Genomic DNA, 26,037 nt, shown 5'->3' with positions numbered 1-26,037 from the left:
CAGGTTACGATACAGTTAAACAAAAAAAGGAAATATATAAGTACATAACGAAAATAGATAGTAGGACTTAAGAAGGAGCAAACCACATGCGAATATGGAGCACAGTCCTCCTACTAACGATGTTTTTTTTAATAACCGCTTGCCAAAATCAAACTCAAGTTGATTCCCTAAATACTAAATCTAAAGGCAAAGATCAGTCTATATCACAACCATCTCAAATCGCCTCTACTTCTGATGATGTGGAGGAAACCACTTCACCCTCGACTCCCTCCGACTATGTTATGAGTCTCGATGATTGGGTAGGCAAATGGGTTCTTCATTCAGATGAAGGTGACTCCTTGTTATACTTATCACCTGAGAAGAATCAGCCTGGGCATCTTTATTTTCAACTGTTTGAACCAAGAATGAAGGATGACCGCCTAAAGCCGTATGAATACAGCGGGGTATTTGCTGTAAAATCCATTGCGGGCCTGGAATCTGCTGATTTTAATGCTAGTCCGTTAAAGCTCAGTTTTAAACGAGATAATGATTTGTTGGAAATAACTGCTATAGGTGTGAAAGATTATTTTGGGAATCACACGGAATTAGGTGGACGATACAAAAAGTATATTGACTCAAAGGGACAGGCTAATAAAGATAACTTGATTGTACCAGGTATTTCGGTGGGTAAAGTCAAAATTGGAATGACAAAAGAAGATGTAAACCGGATATTAGGTAAGCCATCCAGAGAGGATGAGATTGGCTGGATATACTCTTCAACGGACAGAAAAAGGTTTATACAAGTAAAATATTATGAAAATCAAGTAGTTCAGATTGATTTCAATTCATCTTCATTTATGACCGAGGATTTAATAGGGATCGGAACTTTTGATAAACCATATTTTTATGGAGTCGATTATAAATTATATAAATTTCAATGGCGTTTTCTTCAATTGAGGTATGACTACGATACTCCTGGTTTGTCTTTTTATTCTTTCAATGTAGATTCGGAGGTAAGCGATGAAAACACTTTCACCGATAAGCTTGGTTCTGTCTACATGGGAAACACCCCTCGTTATCAACCAATTGAAGGTGCGACTTGGGTGGCTTGGGATGGAAGGTCTTAACTTGATAGAATGACAAGGTCGTTTGTCGATCAGATGCTTTATTGTTAAGCTCTTGTCCTCTCGGGTGTAAATCAATGGCTTATGCACCTAATCTAAGCGAGCTTATTAGGTGGGGCTTAAGAAAAAGAACAGGTATTGCGCAGGTTTACGGTCGTAACAAAGACACGAAGGCAGCCGGTCAGTAATGATCGACTGCCTTTGTTCAACTAAAGGATAGTTTAATTCCAATGTATGGTAAAATATGGTTATAGGTAAAAACCAATTGAGTAGTAATCAAAAGCGAGGGGTTACGTGGAGATCGTTAATTTTTATGATCACAGTATGCTCTATGACAAAGCACAGAAGTTATTTGTTGAGCAAAGAGCAAGAATCAAACAAGTTGTTTCAGAAGCAGATATTCAACACGTAGGCAGTACAGCAATACCAGGAACCTTAACCAAAGGTGACCTCGATATTCAAGTCCGTGTGATGCAAGAAAATTTCATGATAGCTGTTCGGGCACTTTCAACTCTTTATTTAGATAATGAGGGTAGCATACAGACAGGTACTTTCCGTGCTTTTAAGGATGATTCCACAGATCCACCGTTGGGAATTCAGTTAACTGTTAAAGGCTCTGATTTTGACTTTTTTTATAAATTTCGAGACGTTTTATTGATAAATGAAGAGTATCGAATTAAATACGATGAGTTGAAGCGTTCTTATGAAGGTAAAGGCATGGAAGTTTACAGAGAAGCAAAGAATGAATTTTTTGAATGGTTAATGGAAACACCGGAATTCAGATCATTATAAGTTTGTTACGCTATCGGGGAACTTTAGTTCAATCACTATATACGGCAGCCGATCGATTGACCGGCTGCCGTTTCTATTGAAGAAAAGGGCAGGATAACTCGATCATTGCGCGAATAATTTACGGATATCGCTTAGTCTGCTTATGAAAAGGAAGGTAAAGTTTTGTTGAAGCTTGCATTATAGTGAACGAGGAGAAAATATATAATGGATAAGACTTTAATTATAGAAGCATCTAAACTTTACGGCATAGCTAAAGAAGAATGTAACTTTATTGGTGGCTTTCAGAATTTAGTCTATTCATACGCTAAAGATAACAAAAACTACGTTCTTCGTTTCTCACATGATTCTCACCGTTCAGATACTTTAATTCTTGCAGAATTGGATTGGATAAATCACCTAGCAGACAATGGATTATCCGTTTGTAAGTCAATTCAATCAATACGACAGGTTGATTGTGAGATGGTTGAAACAAATAATGATCGATATTATGTTGTAGCTTTTGAAATGGCAAAAGGTAAAAAGATTAATATTAACCATGAAAGTGAGTGGAATGAAGAGTTCTTTGGCCGATGGGGAAGTACGGTGGGGCGAATTCATTCGTTAACAAAAAAATACAAATCAAAACAAGTTGCTGCTCGACGCCCACATCAATACGATAAAGATCAAGAGTTCATACATACGATATCAAAGAAACTAGAGGATACTCAAACTTTTTCACTTCAAAAGTTTATATATTTATCGGAAGCACTAAAACCTGACAAAAAAGAAGAGCATGATTTATATGGTCTTGTACATAATGACATTCATATGGGTAACTTTCATGTCGTAGGTAAGGAATTGCAATTATTCGATTTTGATGAATGCTCCTATAATTGGTTTGGGAATGACATTGCAATGCCCTTATTTTATTCAGTATGGGAATCCACGCTTAATAACATCGAAAGAACTGAATTTGCAAAGAAATTTATTCATTATTTTTTAAACGGCTATTCAAAGGAAGTTTCAATAACAGATGATACTCTAAAACATATTCCATCTCTTCTAAAAATGCGTGAGGTCGTATTGCACTTGTTTTTCAATACTAGATGGAATTTAAGTGAATTAACCTTTAAACAACAAAAAACATTAAAGGATTTAGAGTTTAAAATCAAAAATGATATTCCTGTTTTGGAACGAATTTTTTAAGATCAATAATAAAATTGATTGCAACAATTGTTACGCTACCGGGAAAGGGAAACTAGGCGAGTTTATTAGAACGCTTTGGTGCACACTTGACGTAATACAATACAAAAAAACGCGCCGGGGCTGGCGTGTTTTTTTGTATTGTAGTGGGGGAATAAGACGCCATGGCTGCGTCAATAGAGAGGAGGAACGGATGTGTTTCGTTAAATGGAAGCGGCTTGAATGTTGTACGATAACTTCGCTTCGCGTGTTGCTAGGTTATACGTATCGCCTGGGGATAAGAAATAGAAGCTGCCGTTATGCTCTTTCAAATAATCGGTATCGTAAATGGCGACATAGCTTTGGCCAACGACTTCGAACGATTCTCCCTGCACGACGATAGCCGTTCCTTCATCTATGCCGATGCCGAGCAATTCGGGACGCGCTTCAATGACTTTGACCAGATCGAACTGCCGGTTCCGCCGGATCAAATGCTGGTCGATCGTAACACCGTTTAGAAAGCCGAAGCCTTCTTCATGATCGCCCATCAGAATTGTATTGTTCTTCGTATCTCCGCGTACTAGATATGAGCCTTGGATCGTTGCGCCAGCGGAGCTTCCGCCGATGACCCCTCCCCGTTCAAGAAGCGCATTCAACTCGCGATGAACTTCCGTATGCAGATAGGAGTCGGCAATTCTCCATTGCCGCCCGCCCGTGAACCAGACGGCATCGGCCGACCCGATTGGGGCTGCGAACGATTCCGTATCTGCCAGATTCCGGTCCTTAGTATGCAGAATCGTAATATTGCGTACGCCAGCTTCTTCGAATGCGGTTATTTCATTTCCTTTCTTCGTCACATCGACTTCCTCTTGCGCGGTGGGAATAATAACGAAGGAACGATCAGGTCCGCCCGCCAATTCGATAAACCGCGTAATAATATCCTCCGGCAGACGACCGCCGCCTGCTATAACTAGAGAACCGTTGGACAACCCGCTTACCGCCATATAGCTTCTTCCTCTCCAATAGATTGTATAAAAAACAAAAAACATAACTCGTCAGTTATGTTTTCCAGTGGTCTGGTCAAAATATATCATACTATGCGCATTAGAATAATAGGATTCGTTAAAGATACAATATCATAGCCGGATCGTGTTGACAAGTAAGGAAATGAGTGTTGTGTTGCCGGGGAACAATTTCATACAATGAGGAGGAAAAGGAGCGGGGCGATTATTATAAAAGAATTGAAACCGAAGCCGTTAAAACTGAGCGTACTCGATTTGGTTCCGGTGTACGATAACCGGGGCGATACATACGCCTTGGAGAAGGCGGCCGAGCTTGCCCGGACCGCGGAAGAGCTAGGGTATACGCGGTACTGGATTGCCGAGCATCATGGCATGCCGCAGCTCGCGTGCCCGTCGCCGGAAGTGCTGCTCGCGCATATCGGAGCCCGGACGAAGCGGATTCGAATCGGTTCCGGTGCACTCCTATTGCCGCACTACAAGCCGCTTAAGGTAGCGGAATCGTTCCGTATGCTGGCGAGTCTGTATCCCGGCCGAATCGACCTTGGCATTGGCCGGGCGCCGGGCGGAGATGCCCATGTCAGCATGGCGCTTAGCGGTAATTTTATAGAGAATGTTAGTCAAATGCCCGGAAAGCTGAACGATATAAGCCTCTTGCTGCAAGACAGCTTCACCTATGAGGGTGAACCGGTCGGCGCACGTCCGAATCCGCCTGTACAGCCGGAAGTGTGGCTGCTCGGAACGAATAAGAGAAGCGCTGAATATGCAGCGGCTTTCGGAATGGGGTATGTGTTCGGCCAATTTATGAGCGACACGGGCGCAGAGGAAGTGCTGCGTACATACCGGGAATCGTTCGTTCCTTCACCGCTCTGCCCCGAACCAAGAATGATCGTTACAATCGGTGCCGTATGTGCAGCAACGGATGAAGAAGCCGCTCGAATCGTGCGGTCAGGACAATCTTTATTCCGTCAAGAAATGCCTAATGGAAATACGGAGACATATTCGGAACGCAAACTGCTCGTTGGAACCGCAGAATCCATTATTACTCGGTTGCATGAACTGTCGGTAAGGTATGGAGTGAATGAGTTTATGCTTGTTACGACGGTCCCGGACTATGAACAACGTCTTCGTTCTTATGAACGGCTCGCACAGTACTTGAACTTGACTTAGCAGCAACCGCCGGGAACGCAGCCTTGATGAGGTTGCGTTCTGCTATGATCTCCTCACATAAATCGGCTAACCTCTACGAATTGTTTCTCCATTGGCGAAAGCTCATAGTTATGCCGCGTGACCAAATATTTCTCCACATAACGGTATTCCGCCGGCAGCTCCATGTAATCGGCAACGCCGAATTGCCGGGCGGTCGATTTGGACGTAAGCGCCACCCCCATGCCAAGCGAAGCGAGATGCAGCATCGTCTCCAATACGCCGACTATCGTTCGCGGACCTTGCTTAATGTTATGATCGGCACAGACCTGTTCTAGAATGGAAGCGTAGATGCAATCGTCCGAAATCGTTAATTGAGCGGCCTCCTGCAGATATTGGGCGAGACTCGCGTTGGACGCGGACCTTTTCCGGATCAATACTAGTTCTTCAGTGCCAATAGACCGGTATTGAAGCTGGGGACGCCCGAATTTGCCGATAGTGAACGCAAGATCGATATGGCCTTGGATCAGTTGGTTCTCGATATGTTCGGTTGCGCCTGTAATGAGCGTGACTGCTGCGTCGGGATATTTGGCATACAAATTGGTGAAAGCCTCCGTTAAGCCTCTGCCCAAGACCGACCGCATCGTACCGATGCGCAGCTTCAATTCGCGCCGCTGCATCTCCTGCTCGGTTTCTTCCCATAACAGAATCATCTTCTTGAATTGCTTGTATAGCTTGTCGCCTTCGGACGTTAATTCCATTCCGCGAGCGCTGCGGATAAATAGCTGCTGCTCATAATGGCTCTCGATCTTTTTGATCTTGGCCGTCATGTTGGATTGCAAATGATTCATGCTGGCGGCAGCAGCCGTAATGCTTCTCAACTCGGCAACGGTAACGAAAGCCATCATATTCTCAATATCCATATCCGTTCACCCTATCACATTAAATGATGTCATGATTCATATTATACATTATTTTTGATGGGGTTCGGAGCGCTTCAATCTGCATCTGTCCTTATAAATGATTTAAATTCTGATACGATGGCAGCGGATATCGGGCGATAATTATAACGTTGACGGCAGATTGTATCCATGTTAGGATCATCGTGTGTATATCTTATTAAACTAATAGGAATTAATGGGATACCGGAAAACCGGAGACTCAGCCTCTAATAGAGCGCGTGTCTCCGGCTTTTTTTGTGTACGACCCATCCGACCGGGAAACCGGAGGCCTTGTAACCCTAACAGGTGACGGGGCCTTTTTTTATTACAAGAGACAAGGAGGCAACACAATGGGAAATGCAGCATCTATAAGATCCGATGTGGAATTGACCGCTGACGTACTCGTCATCGGGGGCGGGCCGGCGGGCACTTGGGCAGCGCTCACCGCAGCCGCCCAAGGAGCGAGTGTCGTGCTCGTCGATAAGGGCTATTGCGGCACAAGCGGGGCGACGGCGCCATCGGGAACCGGGGTCTGGTACGTCGAGCCGACCGAGGAACAGCGCGAGGCGGCGATGAAGAGCCGGGAAGCGCTTGGCGGCTATCTCGCGGACCGGGGCTGGATGAAACGAGTTCTTGACCGGACCTATAGCAACATGAATGACCTGGCTCTGGCCGGTTATCCTTTTCCGGTCGACGATGAAGGCAAGTCGTATCGGCGCAGTCTGCAAGGACCAGAGTATATGAAGCTGATGCGCAGGCGGGTTAGGAAAGCCGGAGTAAGAATATTGGATCACAGCCCGGCATTGGAGTTGCTAGCCGATGAGCATGGTGTCGGCGGTGCGAGCGGCGTGCGAACCGAAACCGGAGAGACATGGACGGTTAAGGCCGGAGCGGTCATCATCGCATCCGGCGGCTGCGCGTTCCTAAGCAAGGCGCTTGGCTGCAACGTCCTAACGGGAGACGGCTATCTCATTGCGGCAGAAGCGGGAGCCAGCCTGTCCGGGATGGAGTTCTCCAACGCCTATGCCATTAGCCCGACGTTCTCGACGGTCACGAAGACGGCCTTCTATACGTGGGCAACGTTCTACTACGAGGACGGCACAGTCATTGAAGGCGCCGGATCGCAGCAAGGCCGGTCCGTCATTGCCCGTACGCTGCAGACGCAGCCTGTCTATGCGCGCCTCGACCGGGCGACGGAAGATATGCGCAGCTGGATGCGTGCGGCACAGCCGAATTTCTTTCTTTCGTTCGACCGGATCGGCATCGACCCGTTCACGCAGCTGTTCCCGGTTACGCTGCGCCTAGAAGGCACGGTTCGCGGGACGGGCGGCATTCACTTAATTGATGAATCATGCGCGACGGCGGTGCCTGGACTGTATGCGGCAGGCGATGCGGCGACGCGACAATTCATATGCGGCGGCTTCACAGGCGGCGGCAGCCATAACGCGGCATGGGCAATGTCCTCTGGATCTTGGGCGGGAGAAGCGGCAGCTGTATACGCCGTTACGCTTGGCGGCCGAAGAGAACGCCGCGAGCCGAAGGGAGCGGGCTCCGAGCGCCAGGTATCCGCACTCGCAAGTGCGGGCGACGTGCAGGAGTGGACGGCAGCCGTGAAACGCGAGGTAGAGCCGTTCGATATCAATTTGTTCCGGACGGAAGCAACGCTTACGCAATCGGTCGGGCGGCTGAACGGTTTATGGCGCACTGTGCAGCATGCGCTGGCGCCGAACGCGTCAGATGCTGTGAAGCTGCGGGAAGCGCAGGCGATGACGGCGACGGCGAGATGGATGTATGCGTCGGCGCTGGCCAGAAGAGAGACGCGCGGCATGCATAAGCGGCTCGATTATCCGGGGGCGGACGCGGCTCAGCATTACCGGCTGTTGACCGGAGGCTTGGATGAAATATGGGTGAAGCCCGAAACGGCCGCTCTGTCGCGCTTGGAGGTGAATCAGTCATGATTGAACTCGTCAGCAATACGCGGTGTATCTCTTGCGGCCAATGTGTCAGCGTATGCCCGACTCGCGTCTTCGACGAATCGCCGAGCGGCGTGCCGGTCATCGCGAGGCAGGATGACTGCCAGACCTGCTTCATGTGCGAGCTGTATTGTCCAGTAGACGCTTTGTATGTGTCGCCGCATGATCATCCGATCGATGCGCCTGGCGAAACGGCTTTGGCTGAAAGCGGAATATTGGGCAGCTACCGCGAGCAGATCGGCTGGGGCAAGGGGCGGTCGCCCGGAGCAGCGAACGACACTTCTTATTTGATGTTCAAGGCGATGCAGAGGACGCCGGGGCATTAACGCGCAGGGCAGGAGGAGGAACGCATATGGCGATGAATCAGGAGTTGGCGGCGCGGCAGTTATACGGTGACGATGACCGCGAGCTGCCGGATGAGCAGTTGCTCGGGCAAGCGTACTTGCTGCCGCGTTCGCCGGAGGAGCTCCGGCTTAAGCGGTCGGGCTTCTACGGGCTGGCGGAAGGAACAACCGCGTTCGCAGACGGCTGGTCCGATTATGCGCATGCTCTGCTTGCAGGGTGGTATGCCCATGAACAATATGTCTTAGCTGAAGAAAGAGCGGCGTCCGAGAACGGCACGGCTGCGGCTGGAGCATTCGGGGCGTCAAGAACATGGAGACCGCTTTATGAGCAGATCGAAAGGCAGTTGGCCGTTGTGACGACGTCGCTGCATCCGGTCGCCCGCCACAGTGACGGCCAACCCGTCATAAGTCCGGACTCACAAGGAGGGATCCGGTTATCCGGAAGGCAGACGTTCGGCGCCGATGCGCTCCTCGTGGATGAACTGCTCGTCTTCGTCCGCGAGGAAGGCGAGGCGGATCCAGCGACGGCCGCTCTGATCCCGGTTCGGACGGAAGGACTGAAGCTGCTCGAGATCGGCAGCAGCGTTGCAGCGGTCTACGAGGACGTCAGGATCCCACAGGAAAAGCTGTTGGTCGTACAAGATGCGGGCCGATTAAAGCGGCTGCTGGGCCACCCTCTCGTCCAATCACTCGCCGATTATCAGTGGGCATCCAGACAGCTTGACGCGATCGAGCTGATCGCAGGCACCTCCTTCGCGCTCGCAGAGCAGACGGGGCTGGGTGGGGAACTGCATATTCAGGGGGAGCTCGGAGAACTGATCCAAGGCATGGAGACGCTGAAGGCGCTGCTGCATGCGGCGGAGATCGGAGCGCGGCCGAGCACGGCGGGGGTGCTGCTGCCCTCGCTTGCGCCGCTGCAAGCTGCCCGCAGAGCCGGCATCGATACGTACGGCAAGGCAGTTCACGTGCTCCAGCGAATTGGTGCGGCGGCGTTCTTAAGGAAGACGAACATATCGGGAGCATCGGTTGAGGGCAGCGGCAAGCCTTCGCTGCTTGAGCTTGCTTGGCGGCTCGCGGGCAGTTCAGATGCATCAAGAAAAAAACTGCACGAACAGCATGCGTTCGGCGATCCGTTGGTGCAATCGCAGGAGCTGTACCGTCATTATCCCGTCCAGCTTCTCAGAAGCCGCTACCGCGAGTTCTGGCAGGCGGTACATTCGATAGACGGTGACGGTGACAACGATCAGGAGGTGCGGCCATGACCGTGAAAATATCGGCTAGACAGGTACATAAAAAGTTCCATTCAGCCAGCGATGCAAGAAATAAAGAAGCGATCACCGTGCTGGACGGCTTCGACCTCGATGTGAAGGAGGGGGAGTTTCTTGCCGTACTCGGGCCTAGCGGCTGCGGCAAGTCAACCTTCCTCCATATTCTAGCCGGGCTGTCCAAGCAGACGTCCGGTGACATTTCGGTGGATGGCGTCCCGATCGACGGCGTGAACAAGAAGCACGGCGTCGTGTTCCAAGGCTATGCGCTGTTTCCTTGGCGCACCGTCCTGCAGAACGTCGAAGTCGGCTTGCAAATCCGCGGCGTTCGGTCGAAGGAGCGGAAGGAGATCGCCAGAGAGTACATTCAACTCGTCGGGCTGCAAGATTTCGAGAACCGGTATCCGCACGAGCTGTCCGGCGGCATGAAGCAGCGCGTCGCGATTGCCCGCTCGCTCGCCTACGCCCCGGATGTGCTGCTTATGGATGAGCCGTTCGCGGCGCTCGATGCGCAGACGAGAGAAGTTTTGCAGTCGGAGCTGCTCCGTATTTGGGAGGCGAAGAAGACGACGATCGTCTTCATCACGCACAGCTTGGATGAAGCCATCTTCCTAGCGGACCGCGTCGCTGTCATGACCGCTAGGCCAGGCAAGGTGAAGGAGTTGATCGAGATTCCGCTGGAGCGGCCGCGCGCGGCGGAAATTCGCAACTCGGAAGCATTCGTCAGCCTTCGCCAGCGGGCATGGGACATTCTGAAGGACGAAGTGGATAAATCCCAGCAATTAGGCAGGCCCGCCGCTGATGGCAAGCCGCAGCCGCTTGGGCAAGGAATCGCAGCCTCCGCTGTTAAGCCGCAACTGATTGCGGAGATCGAAGAGGAGCATTACCGGAGAGGGCGGCAGCCGATCGCTGACCAAGCCGGAGGACTGGAGCGCCGCATATGAGTTCAGGTGCGGCATACCTCAATCGGTTGAATGACGGCCGCCGGGTGTGGCTGGATGGGGCTATTGTGCCCGATATTCGCAGCCATCCGGCCTTTCAAGGTACGGTTCGGTCGGTAGCGGCCATTCTTGATTTGCAGGACGATACAGATACAGAATCGCAAGTGACGTTCACAACCGATACCGGAGGCAAAGCGAACATCGCCTACCTGATACCGGAAACGAAGGAGGATCTGTTCAGACGGAGCCGCGGGCTTCAAGTCTGGTCGGATGCGACGTTCGGCGTCATGAGCCGCGTCGGCGGATTTTACCGCACCCAATTGACGGCCTGGCATATATCCCGGCATCTGATCGAGAGGGAGCAGCCGTATTTTCCGCAAAAAATAGCCGACTACTATGCATTCGTCCGGGATAACGATCTGCTCGTGACGGCCGCCGGCCATGATCCGCAGATCGACCGGACGAAGCTGGCGCATGAACTGGGCGATTTATACACGGCTGTGAGAATCGTCCGCGAGACGCAAGAAGGCATAGTCGTCCGAGGAGCCAAAATGATCGCGACGGGCGCTCCCTATATGGACGAAATTATCGTGTCGCCTCATAGCAAGAAGACGGGCGACGAGCAGCGGTATGCCGTGATGTTCGCGGTTCCGGCAAGCCATCCCGGCGTGCACTTGATCTGCCGCGAGTCATTCGCCTCTCAGCAGAAGGACGATCACCCGCTCAGCTCGCGCTTCGACGAGATGGATGCCGTTCTCGTGTTCGACGACGCGCTCATTCCGTGGGAGCGGGTGTTTATTAAGGACGATCCGGAGGCGATCTGGCATATCCGTTCGGACCGGTTCGGGCGAGCGCTCAGCTTGCATGAGAATATCGTTCGATTGGCCAGCAAGCTTGAGTTCACGGCGGCGGTCGGCACTGAATTGGCGTATTCGATCGGCATTACCCCATTCGCTCACGTCCAGGAGAAGCTCGCGGAGCTGTATTACCAGTTGGAGTCTATACGGGCGCTGCTATTGTCCGCCGAGCATCAGGCGACGCTGCATCCGCTAGGTGTATGGGAGCCCGCGCTTGAGCCGATCATCACCGCCAAAAATTTAGGAAACCGCTTCTATCCGAGAGCACTTGAAATTTTGCAGCAGCTGTCCGGCGCAGGCATGCTTCAGGTGCCTTCGACCATCGCCGAATTGAACGGCCCGCTCGGCTCCCAGCTGCAGAAGGTGTACCGCGGGGCGGATCGCGGCTCAGAGGAGCGGGTGAAACTGCTTAAGCTCAGCTGGGATTTGGTCGGCAGCCGGCTCGGCGCAAGGCATGAGCTGTATGAGCGGTTCTATGCGGGCGATCCGGTACGGACGTACGCCGGGCAGTACGCCGATTACGACAAGCAGCCGCTGCTCGAGAAGGCGGCGCGAAGATCGGGATGAGCCGTCTGCTTACCCGCCGGCGGCTGCTCCAGTGTGCCGCTGCGCTCGCGGTACTCGCGGCGGTATGGCTGGTGCTGCCGGGCGGCATCGGATCGGCGCATTCGTCGCTGACGGACGCGGCCCCGGCTCCGGACAGCCGGCTGGCAGCAGCGCCTTCGGCCATCGTGCTGCAGTTCAACGAGCGGCTGGAGAACCAAGGCTTTGCGATTCAAGTGTATGACCGCCAAGGGCAGCCTGTCTCGAAGAACGAAGCTGTGATGGACCCGGGCCGCCGCGTCATGCGAATGACGTTTCCGACGCTTCCGGACGGGAATTATACGGTTGCTTACCGGCTATTGTCGGCGGACGGACACCCGATCCGAGCTTCCTATGTATTCACGGTCGGATGGACGACGGAGGCCAGCAGAGGGTATGTTTCGGCTGCCCGGCTGCACGACGAGCATGAGCTCGGCAAGAACATCCCTTATTGGATCGTACGCGGGCTTTATTTTGCAGGACTGCTTGCCGCAACGGGCTGGGTCGGCCTGCGTGTATATGCTCCGGCTGTTGCGAATCGGAACGGACGGCGAGGATGGCGTTACGATACGGTCCGCAAGCTGCTGCTTGGCGCCTATCTTCTCGCGCTGCTGCTGCTTGCTTGGCAGGATTACGGCAAGCTGCGCATCGGCTTCGAATCATCCGAACGGTGGGATCTTCTGCTCGGCACCTCGATCGGGATCTCCTATGCGATCGCAATTCCAGCTGCGTTATTGGGATTGTTCCTAACCGGAAGACGGCGGGTATTCGATGCGGCTTGGATCTTGCTCGTATTCGCGGCCAAAGGGTTGAACGGCCATGCGATGGGCTATGCCGTCCCGCAGCTCACTTACGGGCTGGACATTGTGCACTTGACCGCCGCCAGTCTATGGGCAGGCGTCCTGCTTGCCTTCGCAATGGTCGGAGCGAAGCGGCTTACGGCGGCGGATAACGGGGGCTCGGACGCAGCGCTGTTGTCCCGGGCTGCGTTCGCCGCGATCGGCTTGCTGGCCGTCAGCGGTCTTGTTACCGCAGCGTTGTATACGAACGGCTTCGACCGCCTGCTGGACTCGCAATGGGGGAGGCTGATGTTGGCGAAGACTGGCGCCGTTCTGCTTGTCGTAGCCGCGGGCGCCTTCATCAGGCGAACGCTTCGAAGAGGCAGTCTGCGCCAAGGAGCGGCTTGGCTGGCGTTCGATGGCATCCTGTTCGCTGTCGTGATCGGCATCACCGCCGTGTTCACATACTTGAATCCGCTTGCGTCGACAGGTCCGCTGTTCTGGCATGAGAAAGTGGATGGGATACATATCGCAGCGGTTATTACGCCGAATAAAGCCGGGGAGACGAATCAGTTCTCGGTATCGATCGGAGGTTGGAAGACATCCGGCAAGGGAGCGGCGGTGTCTTCGGACGAAGGCGGCGAAGGGCCAAAGAAAGTCACGCTGCGGCTTCAATCGATCGGCCGGCCGGAAATTCCGCCGATCGACGTACCGTTGTCCATTGTGCCGACAAGCGGGGGGCAGCTTAGCTTGTACGATTACAACTATGCGGCCGAAGGGAACTACTTGTCGCTGCCGGGCAAGTGGAAGCTGGAAGTACGGGTGCTGAATGAGAAGCTGGACGAATTTGTGACGGAGAAGACGTTTTATAGTGAGAACAAGGAATAGGAGGGAACCGGATTGGCCAAATGGACAGCCGGAGCAATCGTTCTGCTTGTGCTTATGCTAGCGCTGGCGGGAACGGTATCCGCTCATGTATCGGTATCACCGAATGAAACCAAGCAGGGAGCTTACGAGGTGTTCACGGTCCGCGTGCCGACGGAGCAGCAATCGGAGACGACGAGGATCGAGCTCCTATTCCCGGAAGGGGTCGCAATCAGCCGCGTCCTGCCGCAGCCGGGCTGGAGCTATGCCTTCAGCACCGATGCGGAAGGCGGCAAGTCTTCCATCGTCTGGACGGCCGAAGGAGCAGGGCTGAAGGACGGCGAATTCGGCGAATTCAAGCTGCAGGGCAAGGTGGCGGACGACGCGCAGCAGCTCGTCTGGAAAGCGGTTCAGACATATGCGAACGGTTCAGTCGTGGAATGGGCCGGAGGTGCTGAGGCAGAGACGCCGGCTTCCATTACAGCGGTGCTGCCGGGAACGGGAGAAGCCGATCATCATGGTGCTGCAGCCGTGTCGCAACCGCACGCCTCGGCTGAATCAGGCGGCGGCAGCGGCATTACCAGCAGCAGCTCAGGCTTGCTGCAGTCGCCGGCCTTCTACGTGTCGGTGGCGGCACTCAGCGCAGGCGTGTTGGCTTTGTTTCTGACGCTGCGCATTTATGACCGGAAACAAACCGCCTTATAAGAACGTTAATCAAATTTAGGTACAGGGAGAGATAGAGGATGTTAACAAACGTGTTGATCAAGAAAAGCTGGACGAAGCTCGTGACCGTACTCGCTTTAGCGGTAGCCTTGTCGGCTTGCGGCAACTCCTCGAAACAAGCGGAGGAAGGTCCGAATAAGGCAGGCACTGCAGCGCCTGCTGGAGGAGAGGGCATCGTCGAATTCAAATATCCGGACAATCCCGGCTTCGATCTGGTCTATCTGGCCGACGAGCTCGGTTACTTCGACGGCACGAGCACTAGGCCGAAATACGTTGGCAAGGTGGCCGCGCCGCAAATCATTCCGCTCGTCGGAACGGGCGACATCGACTTCGGCGCGCGGATGGTGCCGCTCGTGATATCGGCCATCGCCAGCGGCGCGGATATCAAAGTCGTATCCGCAGGGGGCAAGACGCTCAAGGAAGCTCCGCATATGAAATATTTTGTGCGTAATGACGGCTCCATCAAGACGCCGAAGGATCTGGAAGGCAAGACGATCGGCTTCAACAGCTTTGGCGCTTGCGCCGAGTTCGTCTCGAAGAAATGGTTCAAGGAGCAAGGCGTCGACATTAGCAAGATTGATTTCCTCGTCGTTCCGGACGACAAACAGGAGCAGACGCTGGAGCAGGGCGGCATTGACCTCGCCATCATCCATGCGCCGTTCTCGGGCAAGGCGGAATATAACGAGAAGCTGGTCAAACTGTGGAGCGACTATGACTTGGACGGCGGTCTCGGCGGGATGGCTCCGTACAGCGTAAACGGCAAATTCGCGCAGAAGCACCCGCAAGCGGTCAAAGATTTCGTATCGGCTATCGCGAAGACGGCGAACTGGGTTAATAAGAATCCGGAAGAAGCCAAAAAAATTATCGCGAAACGGCTGGGCGTAGATGTGAAATACATCGACCGTTACGCCTACGTGGACGATCTTGTCGTGACGGAAGATCCAATTCAATACTATATCGATATTTTGGAAGAATACGATAAAATTCCGAAAGGCAAAGTGACGGTCAAGGATGTCTATACGAATGAATATAACGAGTTTGCAACCAAACCTTCGGTATAGGCGGCTGGAGAGGAGAGAGCTTTCATGAGCAGTAAAGCCAATGGGATCAAAAAAGCGGTCGACCGCAGTCTTGCAATCGTCTCGTTCTTCGTCATCTGGGAGCTGTTGCCGCGTCTTGGCATCGTCAACTCCGCCTATTTAAGCCCGCCGTCGGATGTCGTCGTCTCGATCTGGAAGCTGATCGAGAACGGCGAGTTGTGGAAGCATGTGGCGGCAAGCTTGCGCCGTTCCTTGTCCGGCCTCTTGCTCGCGATTGCGGCAGGAACGGTGATAGGGCTGCTGCTCGGCTGGTTTAAGCGGTTCGAGACGATTCTGGATCCGCTTCTCCAGCTCGCTAGGCAAGTATCGGCATTCGCCTTGTTCCCCGTCTTCATCCTGTTCCTCGGCATCGGCGAATCGTCCAAAACAGCGATCATCTTCTGGGCGTCGTTCTGGCCGATTCTGCTGAATACGGTCAGCGGGACGAAGCAAGTCGACAAGCTGCTGATCGATTCTGCCAAGTCGATGGGAGGTTCGCAGCTGTTCCTGTTCTTCCGCGTCATTCTGCCTGCGGCGGCGCCGAGCATCTTCACCGGCATTCGGCTGGGCGGGGCGTACTGCATTACCGCATTGGTTGCGGCCGAGATGATCGGTTCGTCGAGAGGGCTCGGCTTCTATATTCTGAATTCGCAGGAAGTCTTCCAAATTCCGGACATGTACGCGGGCATCATTCTGCTCGCCATTCTAGGGCTGCTGCTTAACTATGTGCTGGCGTTCATTGAATCGCGGTTCACGCGGTGGCGGAAGGGACTTTCCAACAATGGTTAACGGTCAAATGGACAGCGGCAAGCCCGGGTATTCATGCGCAGGCTGAAACCGCGGTTAGCGCTTGCGGCGCTTCTTCTGTCAGCCCTGCTGCTTCCGGTGCTCTCGTCCGGATGCGGCAGCGGCCATGACGTTGAAGCCGGGAAGGTGGTCAGGCAGCCCGTGGACAGCGGCAAGCTGAAGATTGGGTACAGCGGAAGCAGCGCCTTGACCGGTCTCAGGGAGCGGGGCGATCTGGAAGCGAAGCTAGCGGAGCAATCGTCCTCGGACGCCGTCGAATGGAAGCCGTTCGATGATGATGCATCGCTGTTCCAGGCCATCGAGGAAGGCCGTGTCGACATCGGCGCCATAGGCGATGCCGTTCCCGCTCTGCTGCACCGGGAGGATGCTCCGCTCGTCTATCTGGCCGCCGAACCGGCGAATCCTTCCGCTTACGCCATCGTCGTGCCGCTGGATTCCGATATCTTCTCGGCGGCCGACTTGCAAGGGAAGCGAATCGCCTACGCGCCTTCCTCCAATGAGCATTTGCTGCTGCTGCAAGCGCTCGATTCGGCGGGTCTATCGCAGCGGGACGTCAAGCCGCTCAAGCTTGCTCCTGCGGATACGTTTCGTTCCATGGAACGAAGAGACGCCGATGCTTGGGCCGTAAGCGAGCCGGAGCTGAGCCGCATCGAGCCGCTCGGCATCCGGATCATCGCGGATGGTTCGTTGTCCGCCGCTCAGCGAGATATTTATGTGACGACGCCCGAAAGCTTGCAAGGAAGGGAGCCGCTGTTCAAGCTTGCAGTCGACGCCATTAGCGGTTACGATGATTGGCTCGGCGAACAAGTCCATGACGCGGCGGAGCTGCTGGCCGGTCTGACGGGCATTGAGCATGCCGGCTGGCTCGGCTCATTCGATCGCAAAGCGTATGGCACCGCGCCTTTTCTATCCAGCATCGTACAGGAGGAGCAGACCCTTGCGGATACGGCTGCCAAGTTGAGCGGAAGGAAGAGCCGTATGGACGTTCAGAGGTTTGCCCGCGATTGGATGCCGGAGCGGCCGTAAGAGCACAGCGGTCGTAAGAGCATTCGCCTGCGCAGTTGTCTTTCACTGTTATTTGAATCCAATGAAAAGCTGCCCCAAAAGTCTATCCAAAATGGACTTTAGGGGCAGCTTTTTTGTCATATCCAAAACTTCGGATACCGGCGTTGCGGATCGAGGTTATTGATCAATAAGGCAAGCAGCACGATGGCGACAGAGCCGATGAGAACCGGATGGAACAAGAACGACCACGGGCTGCCTGCAAGAATCACGACGATCGGATCCGCTCCGGCAGGCGGATGTGTCGTCCGGGTTACGTGCATAAGAGCGATAGCCAAGCCGACCCCGACCCCGAGCACCCAATATTCGCTGCCGAACAGATGAACGAGCAGCAGTCCGGCCGCAGTAGACACCAGATGGCCTCCGATGATATTCCGGGGCTGGGACAAAGGCGCATCCCATAACCCGAATGCGAGAACGCAGCTCGCTCCGAACGGTGCCATCAGCCATACGGAAGTGGTTAGGTGCGTCAAGTAAGCAAGAAGGCCGATTGCGGCAGATCCGCCGATAAAGCCGATAAGTGCGGTCTTAACCGATACGGTGAGCGGACTTGTGCCGGATCCTGACATTTTGGACAGATAACGGATCCATGAAGAAGTAGAAGAAGATTGCATGATCGTTCACTCCTCAATAAACAACTAATTAACTAGTCAACTATTCATATATGTATATTATGCGGAGCTCAAAGGGAAGTCAATCTGCATTTTACGAAACGACGGATGAAATGACCAAATGTATAGTGGTATAGTAATACTGACAATGAAGATCAACTCTTCTGCCGAAGAACGGAGAATTCCGATGAGCGAACACAAGGAACTGCTTGTTAAAGCAGATTCGAGATTGAATTTTAGCGTGAATACTCAACTGAAAGAGCAATTGAAGTGGCTCATTGGACTCGGGAATATTGCGCCGGGCGATATGCTCCCATCTGCCAATCTAATGGCGGATCAATTGGGGTTGAACCGAAATACGGTGAACCTTGTGTATACGCAGCTGCGTGACGAAGGACTGCTGTCGATGCACAAAGGCCGGGGTACGCAAGTGATGGACAACGAGCAGGTCGGGCAATTGCGGAAAAACCGCGAGGCGATGCAGCAGTTGGCGGTGAAGGCGATGGAAGAGGCGGCAGCGCAAAGAATCCCGCTGGCTGACTTTTTTGTGGCCGGATTAGCGTACGTGCTGTTGAATGAAACGGAAACCGCACCGCGTATGCGCATCGTGTTCATCGAATGCCGAGAGCATGATCATCCCTTTTATCGTCAACAAATCGAGCGGATAACGAATGCAGAAGTGGCCACCGTGTATATAGAGGACCTTAATGCGATGGAAAAGGCGAGTATCGAAGCGATCGGGCATGCGAATGTCATCGTGACGACGTTGAACCATGCCGATGAAGTGAAGCAGCGGCTGGCCTCGTATAAGAAAACGATCCACGTCATTGGCGCTACAATCGAAATGCCTCTTCTAGTCGAGATTTCGAAGATGAAGCCCGGCAGCAAGGTGAGCTTTGTCTGTCTCGGCAAGGCTGGCGGACAATGGATGGCACGCAACGTTCACGAAGCAGGTCTGATGCAGATCGAGTCCGAAGCGGTCGGCATCGATAACCGGAAGGAACTGGCGAAGTCGATCCAGCAGGCAGACAAGGTGTATGCATCTGCCGCTGTGTTCGAAGAGCTTAGAACGATGGCATCCGATAAAGTAGAGCTGTATCCGATGGTGTTGGAAAAAAGCAGCGTCAACATGCTCGCGGATCTGTCTCACGCAACTTCCCAAGATTCATAAATGGCTGGAAATCGCAGGGGGCAGTCCGACTACTGTGCAGATCGTCTTTATTGCGGCGGTTGTTCTTGCTTCTCCATTGTTCTAACCGTGAATCATTACCATTAGGCGTCGCCGCTTCCCGTGGCGGCGTTTTTGTTTACGCTCATAAATAAAATGAATCATAATCGGAAGTTTGCATAGGGAAATCACTCACTAATTGTCGATTTTAGTGCTTTCAGTGTCGAAATATTCCGATATAATTGTTAGGAATAACTTTTAAATGAAATAAGGGTGATATCATGAACAGTAAATTTTTCCGTGATATTCCAATTATATCGGAAGAGCATATCCTCAATATATTTACTTTGCTTAAAGCGAATGTGGTTCGCAGCAGGAAGACGATTTCTGTCGTGCTTATTTCGGTTCTGCAACAGGAGCGTTACAATCCAGATCAGCAAATGGAGCTTACCCAGCAAATGTATAACCATTTGAAGGCGAAATTAAGGCAGACGGATGTGCTTTTTCAGCTCGATCGGCTATTGGAGTGGGGGGTTATTTTATCCCATAGCGGCGAGGAAGAAGCGAAGGCGTTCATCCAAAGGCTGTACGAGGAGATGAAGCGAACGGGCGTCGCGGGCGAATTTGGCGATCCCTTTCCGTTCGTCGCTGCAATCGCGGAAATTGGCAATAACGATATCGAATTTGACGACTTAATGAATGAATCACGTCAAGCGCTGTCGGAGGCCGCGAGCTGGCCGGGAGGACCTATTGGATTTGTCCGCAGCGGTAAGCGGCGCAAAGCGGAGCGGATCAAAGTGAGCATTCTGGAGAGCAACGAAATCTTCAAAGATATTTTTCGAATGTCGCTCCAAAACTTGAGATTCGACGATATCCAATTGGATATACGGGATTTCCGTGACGGCTTGGAGTTTCTCGATTCCGATTGGTATGGATCCAGCCATACGCACATTGTCATTACGAACGATATTCTTCCGCGCAAGAACGGGATGGAAGTTGTATATGCGCTTCGGCAAATGCCGAACAACGGCAAGTTTATTGTGTTTATGATGACCAAGCGGAACGCTGAAGAGGATATGATAGCGGCGTACGAGAGTGGCGTCGACCACTACATCGTCAAGCCATTCAACATCCGTCTGTTCGAATCTCAGCTTAAGCGGGTGTTAGTGAGGTTATGGTCATGATTACGGTGGCAATAGAATGGGTGGCATTGATCATTCTCTTGTTCACGCTTTTGCTCATCGGGATCACTCTATATTTATTTTGGTCGCGTACGAGAGAGAAAGCGAATCAACACGTCAAGAAGGCTTATATCGAGAAGCATAATCGGCACTGGTATGAATATTTCCGCAATCTAGCGCCATTCTCCGAGGAAATGGTGCCCGTGTCTCCGTACGAAATCGAAGCCGTGGAGGAAATATTTTTATCTTATTTAATGAATGTGTCCGATGCGGATATTCGCGGCAAAATAAAGCAATTTGCGAATGAGCACCTGGTTGGCCATTATAAACGAATGCTTTCGAGCCGCAACTGGGGGAAGCGAATGAACAGCCTGTATCGTATAGCGGACTTTCAGATCTATGCGCTGCTGGATGTGTGCGAGCAGATGGAACGGGCCAAGCTTTCGCGTGACGAATATTTTCAATTGCTCAAAATCAAGCTTCTGTTCCGTGAGGAACGGTTCATCGAATCCTTCCTGTTCATGCCGGTGAAGATGTCCGAATTTCAATACAAGCAGTACATGCTGTTGCTCAGTCCTTCACTTCTTGAACAACTGAAACAGCGGTATACGGAATTGGTACCCGAGTGCCGCTATGCTCTGATCGATACGATTGGGATTAGAAAAGAGATGGATACGCTCGATTTCCTGAAGGCTTGTCTGCGAGACGAGGATTCGGAAATACGGATCCGTTCATTGAAAGCGATCAACGAGCTGAACATTCGGATTGATCTAACGGAATATGACTCATTTATAGCCTCGCCGGTCTGGGAAGAGCGTTTCATGATGACCCTATTGCTCCAGCGTCTGCCGGATGAACAGTCGCTGCCGTATTTGGAGAAGCTGATGAACGATAGCTCTTGGTATGTACGCGAGGAGGCAGGCAGGGCCATCTCCGAACGGAGACAACGCGCGGGGAAGCGGGATGCAGAGCCGGCATATTAAATACAGTGTCCTGTGAGAGGGATATGAGATGAATAGATGGATAGAAGGCATCATGTATTTTTTTGGATGGACCATCTTTTGTTATATGGCCATCGTTATTTTGGTTTATAGCGTTATGCTTGTGTTTGCCCAGATCGAATTAAGAAGACAGTACAAATTAGATAAACGTGATCTGGAAGAAAGCACGATTGACGCCGTTTATTCGAAGCCGGTATCGATTATTGTTCCCGTGTATAACGAGCAGGCAGGCGTAATAGACAGCATTTACTCCTTGCTGAGCTTGAAGTATCCGCAGACGGAGCTGCTGGTTGTGAACGATGGCTCGAAGGACGGTACGCTGCAGCTCGTCATGGAGCACTTTCGAATGGTTTGCGTTGATAAGCCGAGGGCTGGCAAGCTGGAGACGAAGCGGGTTACAGGCGTATACCAGTCTGCGATTCATTCCCACTTGTGGCTGATCGACAAGGAGAATGGAGGCAAGGCGGACGCGCTCAATGCGGGCATTAACTATTCCAGATACCCTTACTTTTGCTCCATTGACGGCGATTCGATATTAGAGGAGAACTCTCTGCTGCGCGTTATGAAGCCCATTATTTTGTCCAATGGCGCTGTGGCCGCTGCGGGCGGCAACGTACGTATCGTCAATGGGTTCCATGTGCAAAATGGTGCCGTTCATCAAACGATGTTGTCCAATAGCGCTCTTATCGTTATGCAAGTGATCGAGTATTTGCGAGCGTTCTTAATGGGCCGGATTGCATTGAGCAGATGGAACATGGTCCTTATCATATCCGGCGCTTTCAGTGTATTTAATAAGAAGCTGGTTGTTGAAGTTGGCGGCTACAGCTGCAATACGATCGGTGAGGATATGGAATTGGTCGTCAAGCTCCACCGCTTTATTAAGGAGCAGGACTTGGACAATCGAATCGAATTCGTGCCGGATCCGGTCTGCTGGACGGAAGCGCCTCAAACGCTGAAAGGCTTGAGGAATCAACGCCGCAGATGGCATCAAGGGCTGATTCAAAGCCTGTGGGCACACAAACGAATGACGTTTAATCCGAAATACGGAGCCGTTGGTTTAATTTCGTTTCCTTATTTCTGGCTAGTGGAATGTTTAGGGCCGCTTATTGAGATTGGCGGGTATATCTATGTCGTCGCGGCATTCTTCCTAGGCAATATTTATTACGAGTTTGCAATCCTTCTCATGCTGCTGTTCATCCTGTACGGCACGTTGTTCTCGATTGCGTCTGTGCTTCTGGAGGCATGGAGCATGAATACCTATCCAAGACGACGCGAGGTTATCCGGATGATCTTGCTGGCCATGACCGAAGTGTTCTGGTACAAGCCCTTGTCCTTGTTCTGGCGGGTGGAAGGTCTGATCCGGTTCCTTCTCCGAAGAAAAACGTGGGGACAGATCGCGCGGGTCGGGTTCTCGGAGAAAGGAGCCGCAGAATGAAACGATTATATATCATTGGAGTTATGATCCTCGTTGCCGTGCTGCTGCCGATCGTACTGTGGCTTCTCGAGGACGAGAACGAGCTGAGAATCGCGATTATCGACAAAACCGTGCCCGATGAGTCGTACCGCGAGCACCTCGGCGTAACGTGGCTCCTTAACCATCTCAAATATACGACCGATGACGGCCGTTCCTATGATCGAGCTGCCGATTATAAGGGATTCGTGCCGAAGGATAATGGACAGAGCTATGAAATTCGGCCGCTGCCGACGCAATATGATGATTACGATGTCATTTATATGGCGGACACCTATGGCGTATATGAAGAAGATCTGCCTGGGGGCACCGCGCCGAGCGAAGGCTCTCCTTCGGGCAAACTATACGGAGGGCTTGAGGAGGAGGAGTGGAGAGCGATCGCCGAAAGGTTGATTCAGCCGAAGAAAAGTTTGTTCATCTCGGAATTTAACACCTTCGCCTCTCCTACAGACCCGGCCGTCCGCAAACAGGTAACGGATTATATGGGCATCGACTGGAATGGATGGACCGGACGGTTCTTCGATGAGCTCGATCCAGAACGGAATGACGAAATACCGAAGTCGTTGGTCGATCAGTATGAAGCGCCATGGACCTATCAGGGTCCGGGCTTCATCCTGGTTAACGATATGACCGGAGAAGTGGTCGTGCTGGAGCTGTCGAAGCATGTGACGGAGAAAGGCATCCGGCTCTCTTTTACAGACGAAGGGTCTAAGCGGTTCGGGCTGAACGAAAGTCCGAATTATGAATATTGGTTCGATATCGTCACTGCAAGGCCCGGGACGGAAGTGCTGGCCAACTATAAGTGGAGCTTGACGGATGACGGAAAGGCTTTGCTGGAACAGAAAGGCATCCCGGCGGAATTCGCTGCCGTCGTGGCCATGACGCATCGGATGTCGACGAGCTACTATAATGCTGGCGATTACAACGATACGCGAAGCGTTCCGAAATTTTATCAAATGAAGGGCTTACCCAGCCTGTACAAGCTGCTAGAGAAGTACTCGGATCAATCGTTCTACTGGTCGACGTACTATCCGATGATGCAATCGATACTGGAACGGTTCGAGGAAGCGCCGGCAGAGGCAGCAACGGCGAATACCGGACAATTAAGCGTGCCGGCCCGCGTTCAGGGGGATAAGATCGAGGTCAAGAAGGACGGCGTCTGGACGCCGATGACGATCAAAGGGGTTAATATCGGCATGTCGAAACCGGGTGCCTTCCCCGGCGAAGCCGCGATTACCGAAGATGAATACTACAGATGGTTCGAGGATATCGGCGAGATGAACGCCAATACGATTCGGGTGTTCACCCTCCATCCGCCGGGTTTCTACAATGCGCTCAAACGGTATAACGAATCTCACAAGCAACCGATTTATGTCATGCACGGGGTATGGATCAACGAGGAAAGCTTGGAGGACTCGCTGGATGCTTTCGATAAGGACAATGTTGAACAGTTCCATGATGAGATGAAAAATATCGTCGATGTCATTCATGGCAACAAGATCGTCCATCCGGAGCCTGGTCATTCGTCGGGTGTCTATCAATCTGATATATCCGAATATGTGATCGGTTGGATCATCGGGATCGAATGGTACCCTTTCATGGTCGATAATACGAATAAGGTACATGACGGCATCGGCGAATATTCAGGCGCCTTTTTCGAGACGAAGGGTGCAAGACCGTTCGAGTATTGGCTTGCGCAGCAGATGGATTATATCGCGCAGTACGATAAGAAACAGTACAACTCGGTTCGCCCCATGAGCTTTACCAACTGGGTGACGACGGACCTTCTGACTCACCCTGCCGATTCTTCAGGCAAGGAAGATTTGGTCACGGTAGATCCGAACGTCATTTATGAGAAGGCGGAGATGAAGCTTGCCGGCCAGTTCGCCTCCTATAATATTTATCCGTATTACCCCGATTTCTTGAACTACAACCCGCATTATTTGACGTATGTCGATCATCGGGGCGAACGGAACAATTATGCGGCCTATCTGAACGAGCTTCATGCGGCGCACCGGTTGCCGATTCTGGTCGCCGAGTATGGAGTGCCGGGCTCCAGAGGCAAGACGCACGAGAACCCGTTCGGGATGAACCAAGGATTCCTGTCCGAGAAGGAGCAGGGCGAGATTGCAGCACGGCTATATGAAGACATCATGGCAGAAGGATTGCTGGGAGGAATCGTGTTTATATGGCAGGACGAGTGGTTCAAGAGAACTTGGAACACGATGGATTACGACGACCCCAACCGCCGGCCGTATTGGTCCAATGCCCAAACGAGCGAGCAGCAGTTCGGTCTGCTCGGCTTCGACCGGCTTAAAATCAAAGTGGACGGCAACGGTGAGGAATGGACCAATCCGCCGCTTTATGAGAAAGACGGAGGCATTCTCCATAAATTAACGATCGACCATGATGAACGTTACTTATATCTCCGTCTTGATTACGATAAGAACAAGGCTGTTCAAGGGTTTCCAACGTTTATGCTCGATGTCGTTCCTGGGCAAGGAAATACGTTCATCCAAGGAAATAAGTCGGTAAAATTCTCGAACGGCGTTGACTTTCTAGCAGAGTTGAACGGTGCGAAGTCCAGATTAACGGTCGATTCATACTACGACATCTTTAATTTCCAATATGGCCATCTGCTTGGACTGGTTAATGAGAAGCCGGCTTCGTTTAATAGCGGGGTGTTTAATCCCATTCTGTATGCCCTCAATAAAGACTATTATTTGCCGACAGAGAAACGGACGATACCGTTCGTCTCCTATGAGACAGGCAAATTAAAGGAGGGCAACGGCAACCCGGAAGCCGATAGCTATGACTCGCTGACGGATTACTCGATTGGTCCGGACGGGGTCATAGAGCTAAGAATTCCTTGGCTGCTCATTCAATCGATGGATCCTAGCCGGAAAGAGTTTATGGGTGATTTCACCAAGCAAGGAATGGGTGCAAGCGTCTCGATTGACCAAATTCGAATCGGCGCTATGTTCATGGATGAACAGGGCACTATGCGGGATTCCTTCCCTCGAAGCGAGAAGGGTTTAATAGCCCCGATGAAAGGCTACACGTGGGACAATTGGGAAACGCCGAAGTACCAAGAGCGATTGAAGCAATCTTACTATATTTTGAAAGAGACTTATGGTCATCAACAGTGATCATGGACAGCAAGAAGG

At 52.1% G+C, this 26,037-nt stretch carries 22 protein-coding genes; 19 read left to right on the top strand and 3 right to left on the bottom strand.

Translation table 11 applies throughout. The annotated features are described in order from the left end of the window. The first annotated feature begins 86 nt into the window (after positions 1-86). The 3 genes from bamE to PKO01S_RS09190 all read left to right on the top strand — a co-directional run bounded on the left by bamE (position 87) and on the right by PKO01S_RS09190 (position 3,080). A complete protein-coding gene (bamE, locus tag PKO01S_RS09200; protein WP_127531030.1) occupies positions 87-1,106 on the top strand; it encodes an outer membrane protein assembly factor BamE domain-containing protein in 1,020 nt (339 codons plus the stop codon). A gap of 291 nt (positions 1,107-1,397) precedes the next feature. Next, positions 1,398-1,895, top strand: a complete 498-nt coding sequence (locus tag PKO01S_RS09195) for a GrpB family protein (protein ID WP_127531029.1) — start codon at positions 1,398-1,400, stop codon at positions 1,893-1,895. 204 nt (positions 1,896-2,099) lie between these two features. Next, positions 2,100-3,080 carry a phosphotransferase enzyme family protein gene (locus PKO01S_RS09190; protein WP_127531028.1) on the top strand — a complete coding sequence of 327 codons (981 nt, stop codon included), beginning with the start codon at positions 2,100-2,102 and terminating at the stop codon, positions 3,078-3,080. Between the two features lie 200 nt (positions 3,081-3,280). Here PKO01S_RS09190 and PKO01S_RS09185 read toward each other — a convergent pair whose 3' ends face one another. Then, entirely contained in the window at positions 3,281-4,060 is a 780-nt protein-coding gene (locus PKO01S_RS09185; RefSeq protein WP_218031473.1) for a cyanophycinase, read from the bottom strand. A 198-nt stretch (positions 4,061-4,258) separates the two neighbouring features. Here PKO01S_RS09185 and PKO01S_RS09180 point away from each other — a divergent pair, with 198 nt between their 5' ends. Then, complete coding sequence (locus PKO01S_RS09180; protein WP_174818559.1) at positions 4,259-5,245, top strand: LLM class flavin-dependent oxidoreductase; 987 nt, start codon at positions 4,259-4,261, stop codon at positions 5,243-5,245. Between the two features lie 53 nt (positions 5,246-5,298). Here the strand turns inward: PKO01S_RS09180 and PKO01S_RS09175 are convergent, their stop codons facing one another. Continuing rightward, positions 5,299-6,144: a LysR family transcriptional regulator gene (locus PKO01S_RS09175; RefSeq protein WP_127531026.1), complete on the bottom strand. Its 846-nt coding sequence runs from the start codon at positions 6,142-6,144 to the stop codon at positions 5,299-5,301. Positions 6,145-6,512: 368 nt separating this feature from the next. Here PKO01S_RS09175 and PKO01S_RS09170 point away from each other — a divergent pair, with 368 nt between their 5' ends. From PKO01S_RS09170 to PKO01S_RS09125, 10 genes are read left to right on the top strand one after another with little or no spacing between them, the layout of a single operon-like run. Beyond that, positions 6,513-8,120, top strand: coding sequence for an FAD-dependent oxidoreductase (locus PKO01S_RS09170; protein WP_127531025.1), 1,608 nt, complete (start codon positions 6,513-6,515; stop codon positions 8,118-8,120). Then, positions 8,117-8,461 (top strand): 4Fe-4S dicluster domain-containing protein, encoded by a 345-nt coding sequence (locus PKO01S_RS09165; protein ID WP_127531042.1) that lies wholly within the window; start codon positions 8,117-8,119, stop codon positions 8,459-8,461. The genes PKO01S_RS09170 and PKO01S_RS09165 overlap by 4 nt, the downstream gene beginning before the upstream one ends. 26 nt (positions 8,462-8,487) lie before the next feature. Continuing rightward, on the top strand, positions 8,488-9,741 hold the full coding sequence (locus PKO01S_RS09160; RefSeq protein WP_127531024.1) for a 4-hydroxyphenylacetate 3-hydroxylase C-terminal domain-containing protein: 1,254 nt from the start codon (positions 8,488-8,490) through the stop codon (positions 9,739-9,741). After that, a complete protein-coding gene (locus PKO01S_RS09155; protein ID WP_127531023.1) occupies positions 9,738-10,688 on the top strand; it encodes an ABC transporter ATP-binding protein in 951 nt (316 codons plus the stop codon). Before PKO01S_RS09160 ends, PKO01S_RS09155 begins: the two co-directional genes overlap by 4 nt. Continuing rightward, the gene (locus PKO01S_RS09150) at positions 10,685-12,109 is read left to right on the top strand and encodes a 4-hydroxyphenylacetate 3-hydroxylase family protein (protein WP_127531022.1); all 1,425 of its coding nucleotides are present in this window, start codon (positions 10,685-10,687) and stop codon (positions 12,107-12,109) included. Before PKO01S_RS09155 ends, PKO01S_RS09150 begins: the two co-directional genes overlap by 4 nt. Further along, a complete protein-coding gene (locus tag PKO01S_RS09145; protein WP_127531021.1) occupies positions 12,106-13,791 on the top strand; it encodes a copper resistance CopC/CopD family protein in 1,686 nt (561 codons plus the stop codon). The genes PKO01S_RS09150 and PKO01S_RS09145 overlap by 4 nt, the downstream gene beginning before the upstream one ends. A 12-nt stretch (positions 13,792-13,803) precedes the next feature. Further along, positions 13,804-14,472 (top strand): YcnI family copper-binding membrane protein, encoded by a 669-nt coding sequence (locus PKO01S_RS09140; protein WP_127531020.1) that lies wholly within the window; start codon positions 13,804-13,806, stop codon positions 14,470-14,472. 38 nt (positions 14,473-14,510) lie between these two features. After that, a complete protein-coding gene (locus tag PKO01S_RS09135) occupies positions 14,511-15,551 on the top strand; it encodes an ABC transporter substrate-binding protein (protein ID WP_127531019.1) in 1,041 nt (346 codons plus the stop codon). Positions 15,552-15,575: 24 nt separating this feature from the next. Further along, positions 15,576-16,358: an ABC transporter permease gene (locus tag PKO01S_RS09130; protein ID WP_127531018.1), complete on the top strand. Its 783-nt coding sequence runs from the start codon at positions 15,576-15,578 to the stop codon at positions 16,356-16,358. A 33-nt stretch (positions 16,359-16,391) separates the two neighbouring features. Beyond that, positions 16,392-17,402: an ABC transporter substrate-binding protein gene (locus tag PKO01S_RS09125; protein WP_127531017.1), complete on the top strand. Its 1,011-nt coding sequence runs from the start codon at positions 16,392-16,394 to the stop codon at positions 17,400-17,402. 116 nt (positions 17,403-17,518) lie between these two features. Here the strand turns inward: PKO01S_RS09125 and PKO01S_RS09120 are convergent, their stop codons facing one another. Further along, positions 17,519-18,052 carry an HPP family protein gene (locus PKO01S_RS09120; protein WP_127531016.1) on the bottom strand — a complete coding sequence of 178 codons (534 nt, stop codon included), beginning with the start codon at positions 18,050-18,052 and terminating at the stop codon, positions 17,519-17,521. 184 nt (positions 18,053-18,236) lie between these two features. Here PKO01S_RS09120 and PKO01S_RS09115 point away from each other — a divergent pair, with 184 nt between their 5' ends. From PKO01S_RS09115 to PKO01S_RS09095, 5 genes are all read left to right on the top strand, one after another. After that, complete coding sequence (locus tag PKO01S_RS09115) at positions 18,237-19,220, top strand: GntR family transcriptional regulator (RefSeq protein WP_164779544.1); 984 nt, start codon at positions 18,237-18,239, stop codon at positions 19,218-19,220. A gap of 278 nt (positions 19,221-19,498) precedes the next feature. Then, the gene (locus PKO01S_RS09110; protein WP_127531014.1) at positions 19,499-20,401 is read left to right on the top strand and encodes a response regulator; all 903 of its coding nucleotides are present in this window, start codon (positions 19,499-19,501) and stop codon (positions 20,399-20,401) included. Further along, the gene (locus PKO01S_RS09105) at positions 20,398-21,381 is read left to right on the top strand and encodes a HEAT repeat domain-containing protein (RefSeq protein ID WP_164779543.1); all 984 of its coding nucleotides are present in this window, start codon (positions 20,398-20,400) and stop codon (positions 21,379-21,381) included. The genes PKO01S_RS09110 and PKO01S_RS09105 overlap by 4 nt, the downstream gene beginning before the upstream one ends. Positions 21,382-21,409: 28 nt before the next feature. Next, entirely contained in the window at positions 21,410-22,834 is a 1,425-nt protein-coding gene (locus PKO01S_RS09100; RefSeq protein WP_127531012.1) for a glycosyltransferase family 2 protein, read from the top strand. Continuing rightward, positions 22,831-26,019: a glycoside hydrolase family 2 protein gene (locus PKO01S_RS09095; protein ID WP_127531011.1), complete on the top strand. Its 3,189-nt coding sequence runs from the start codon at positions 22,831-22,833 to the stop codon at positions 26,017-26,019. Before PKO01S_RS09100 ends, PKO01S_RS09095 begins: the two co-directional genes overlap by 4 nt. The last annotated feature ends 18 nt before the right edge of the window (positions 26,020-26,037 follow it).

The sequence above is a fragment of the Paenibacillus kobensis NBRC 15729 genome, from assembly GCF_004000825.1.
Classification (GTDB): domain Bacteria; phylum Bacillota; class Bacilli; order Paenibacillales; family Paenibacillaceae; genus Paenibacillus_T; species Paenibacillus_T kobensis.
The sequence above is the reverse complement of the archived record's forward strand: the minus strand, read 5'-3'. Positions and strand labels throughout refer to the sequence as shown.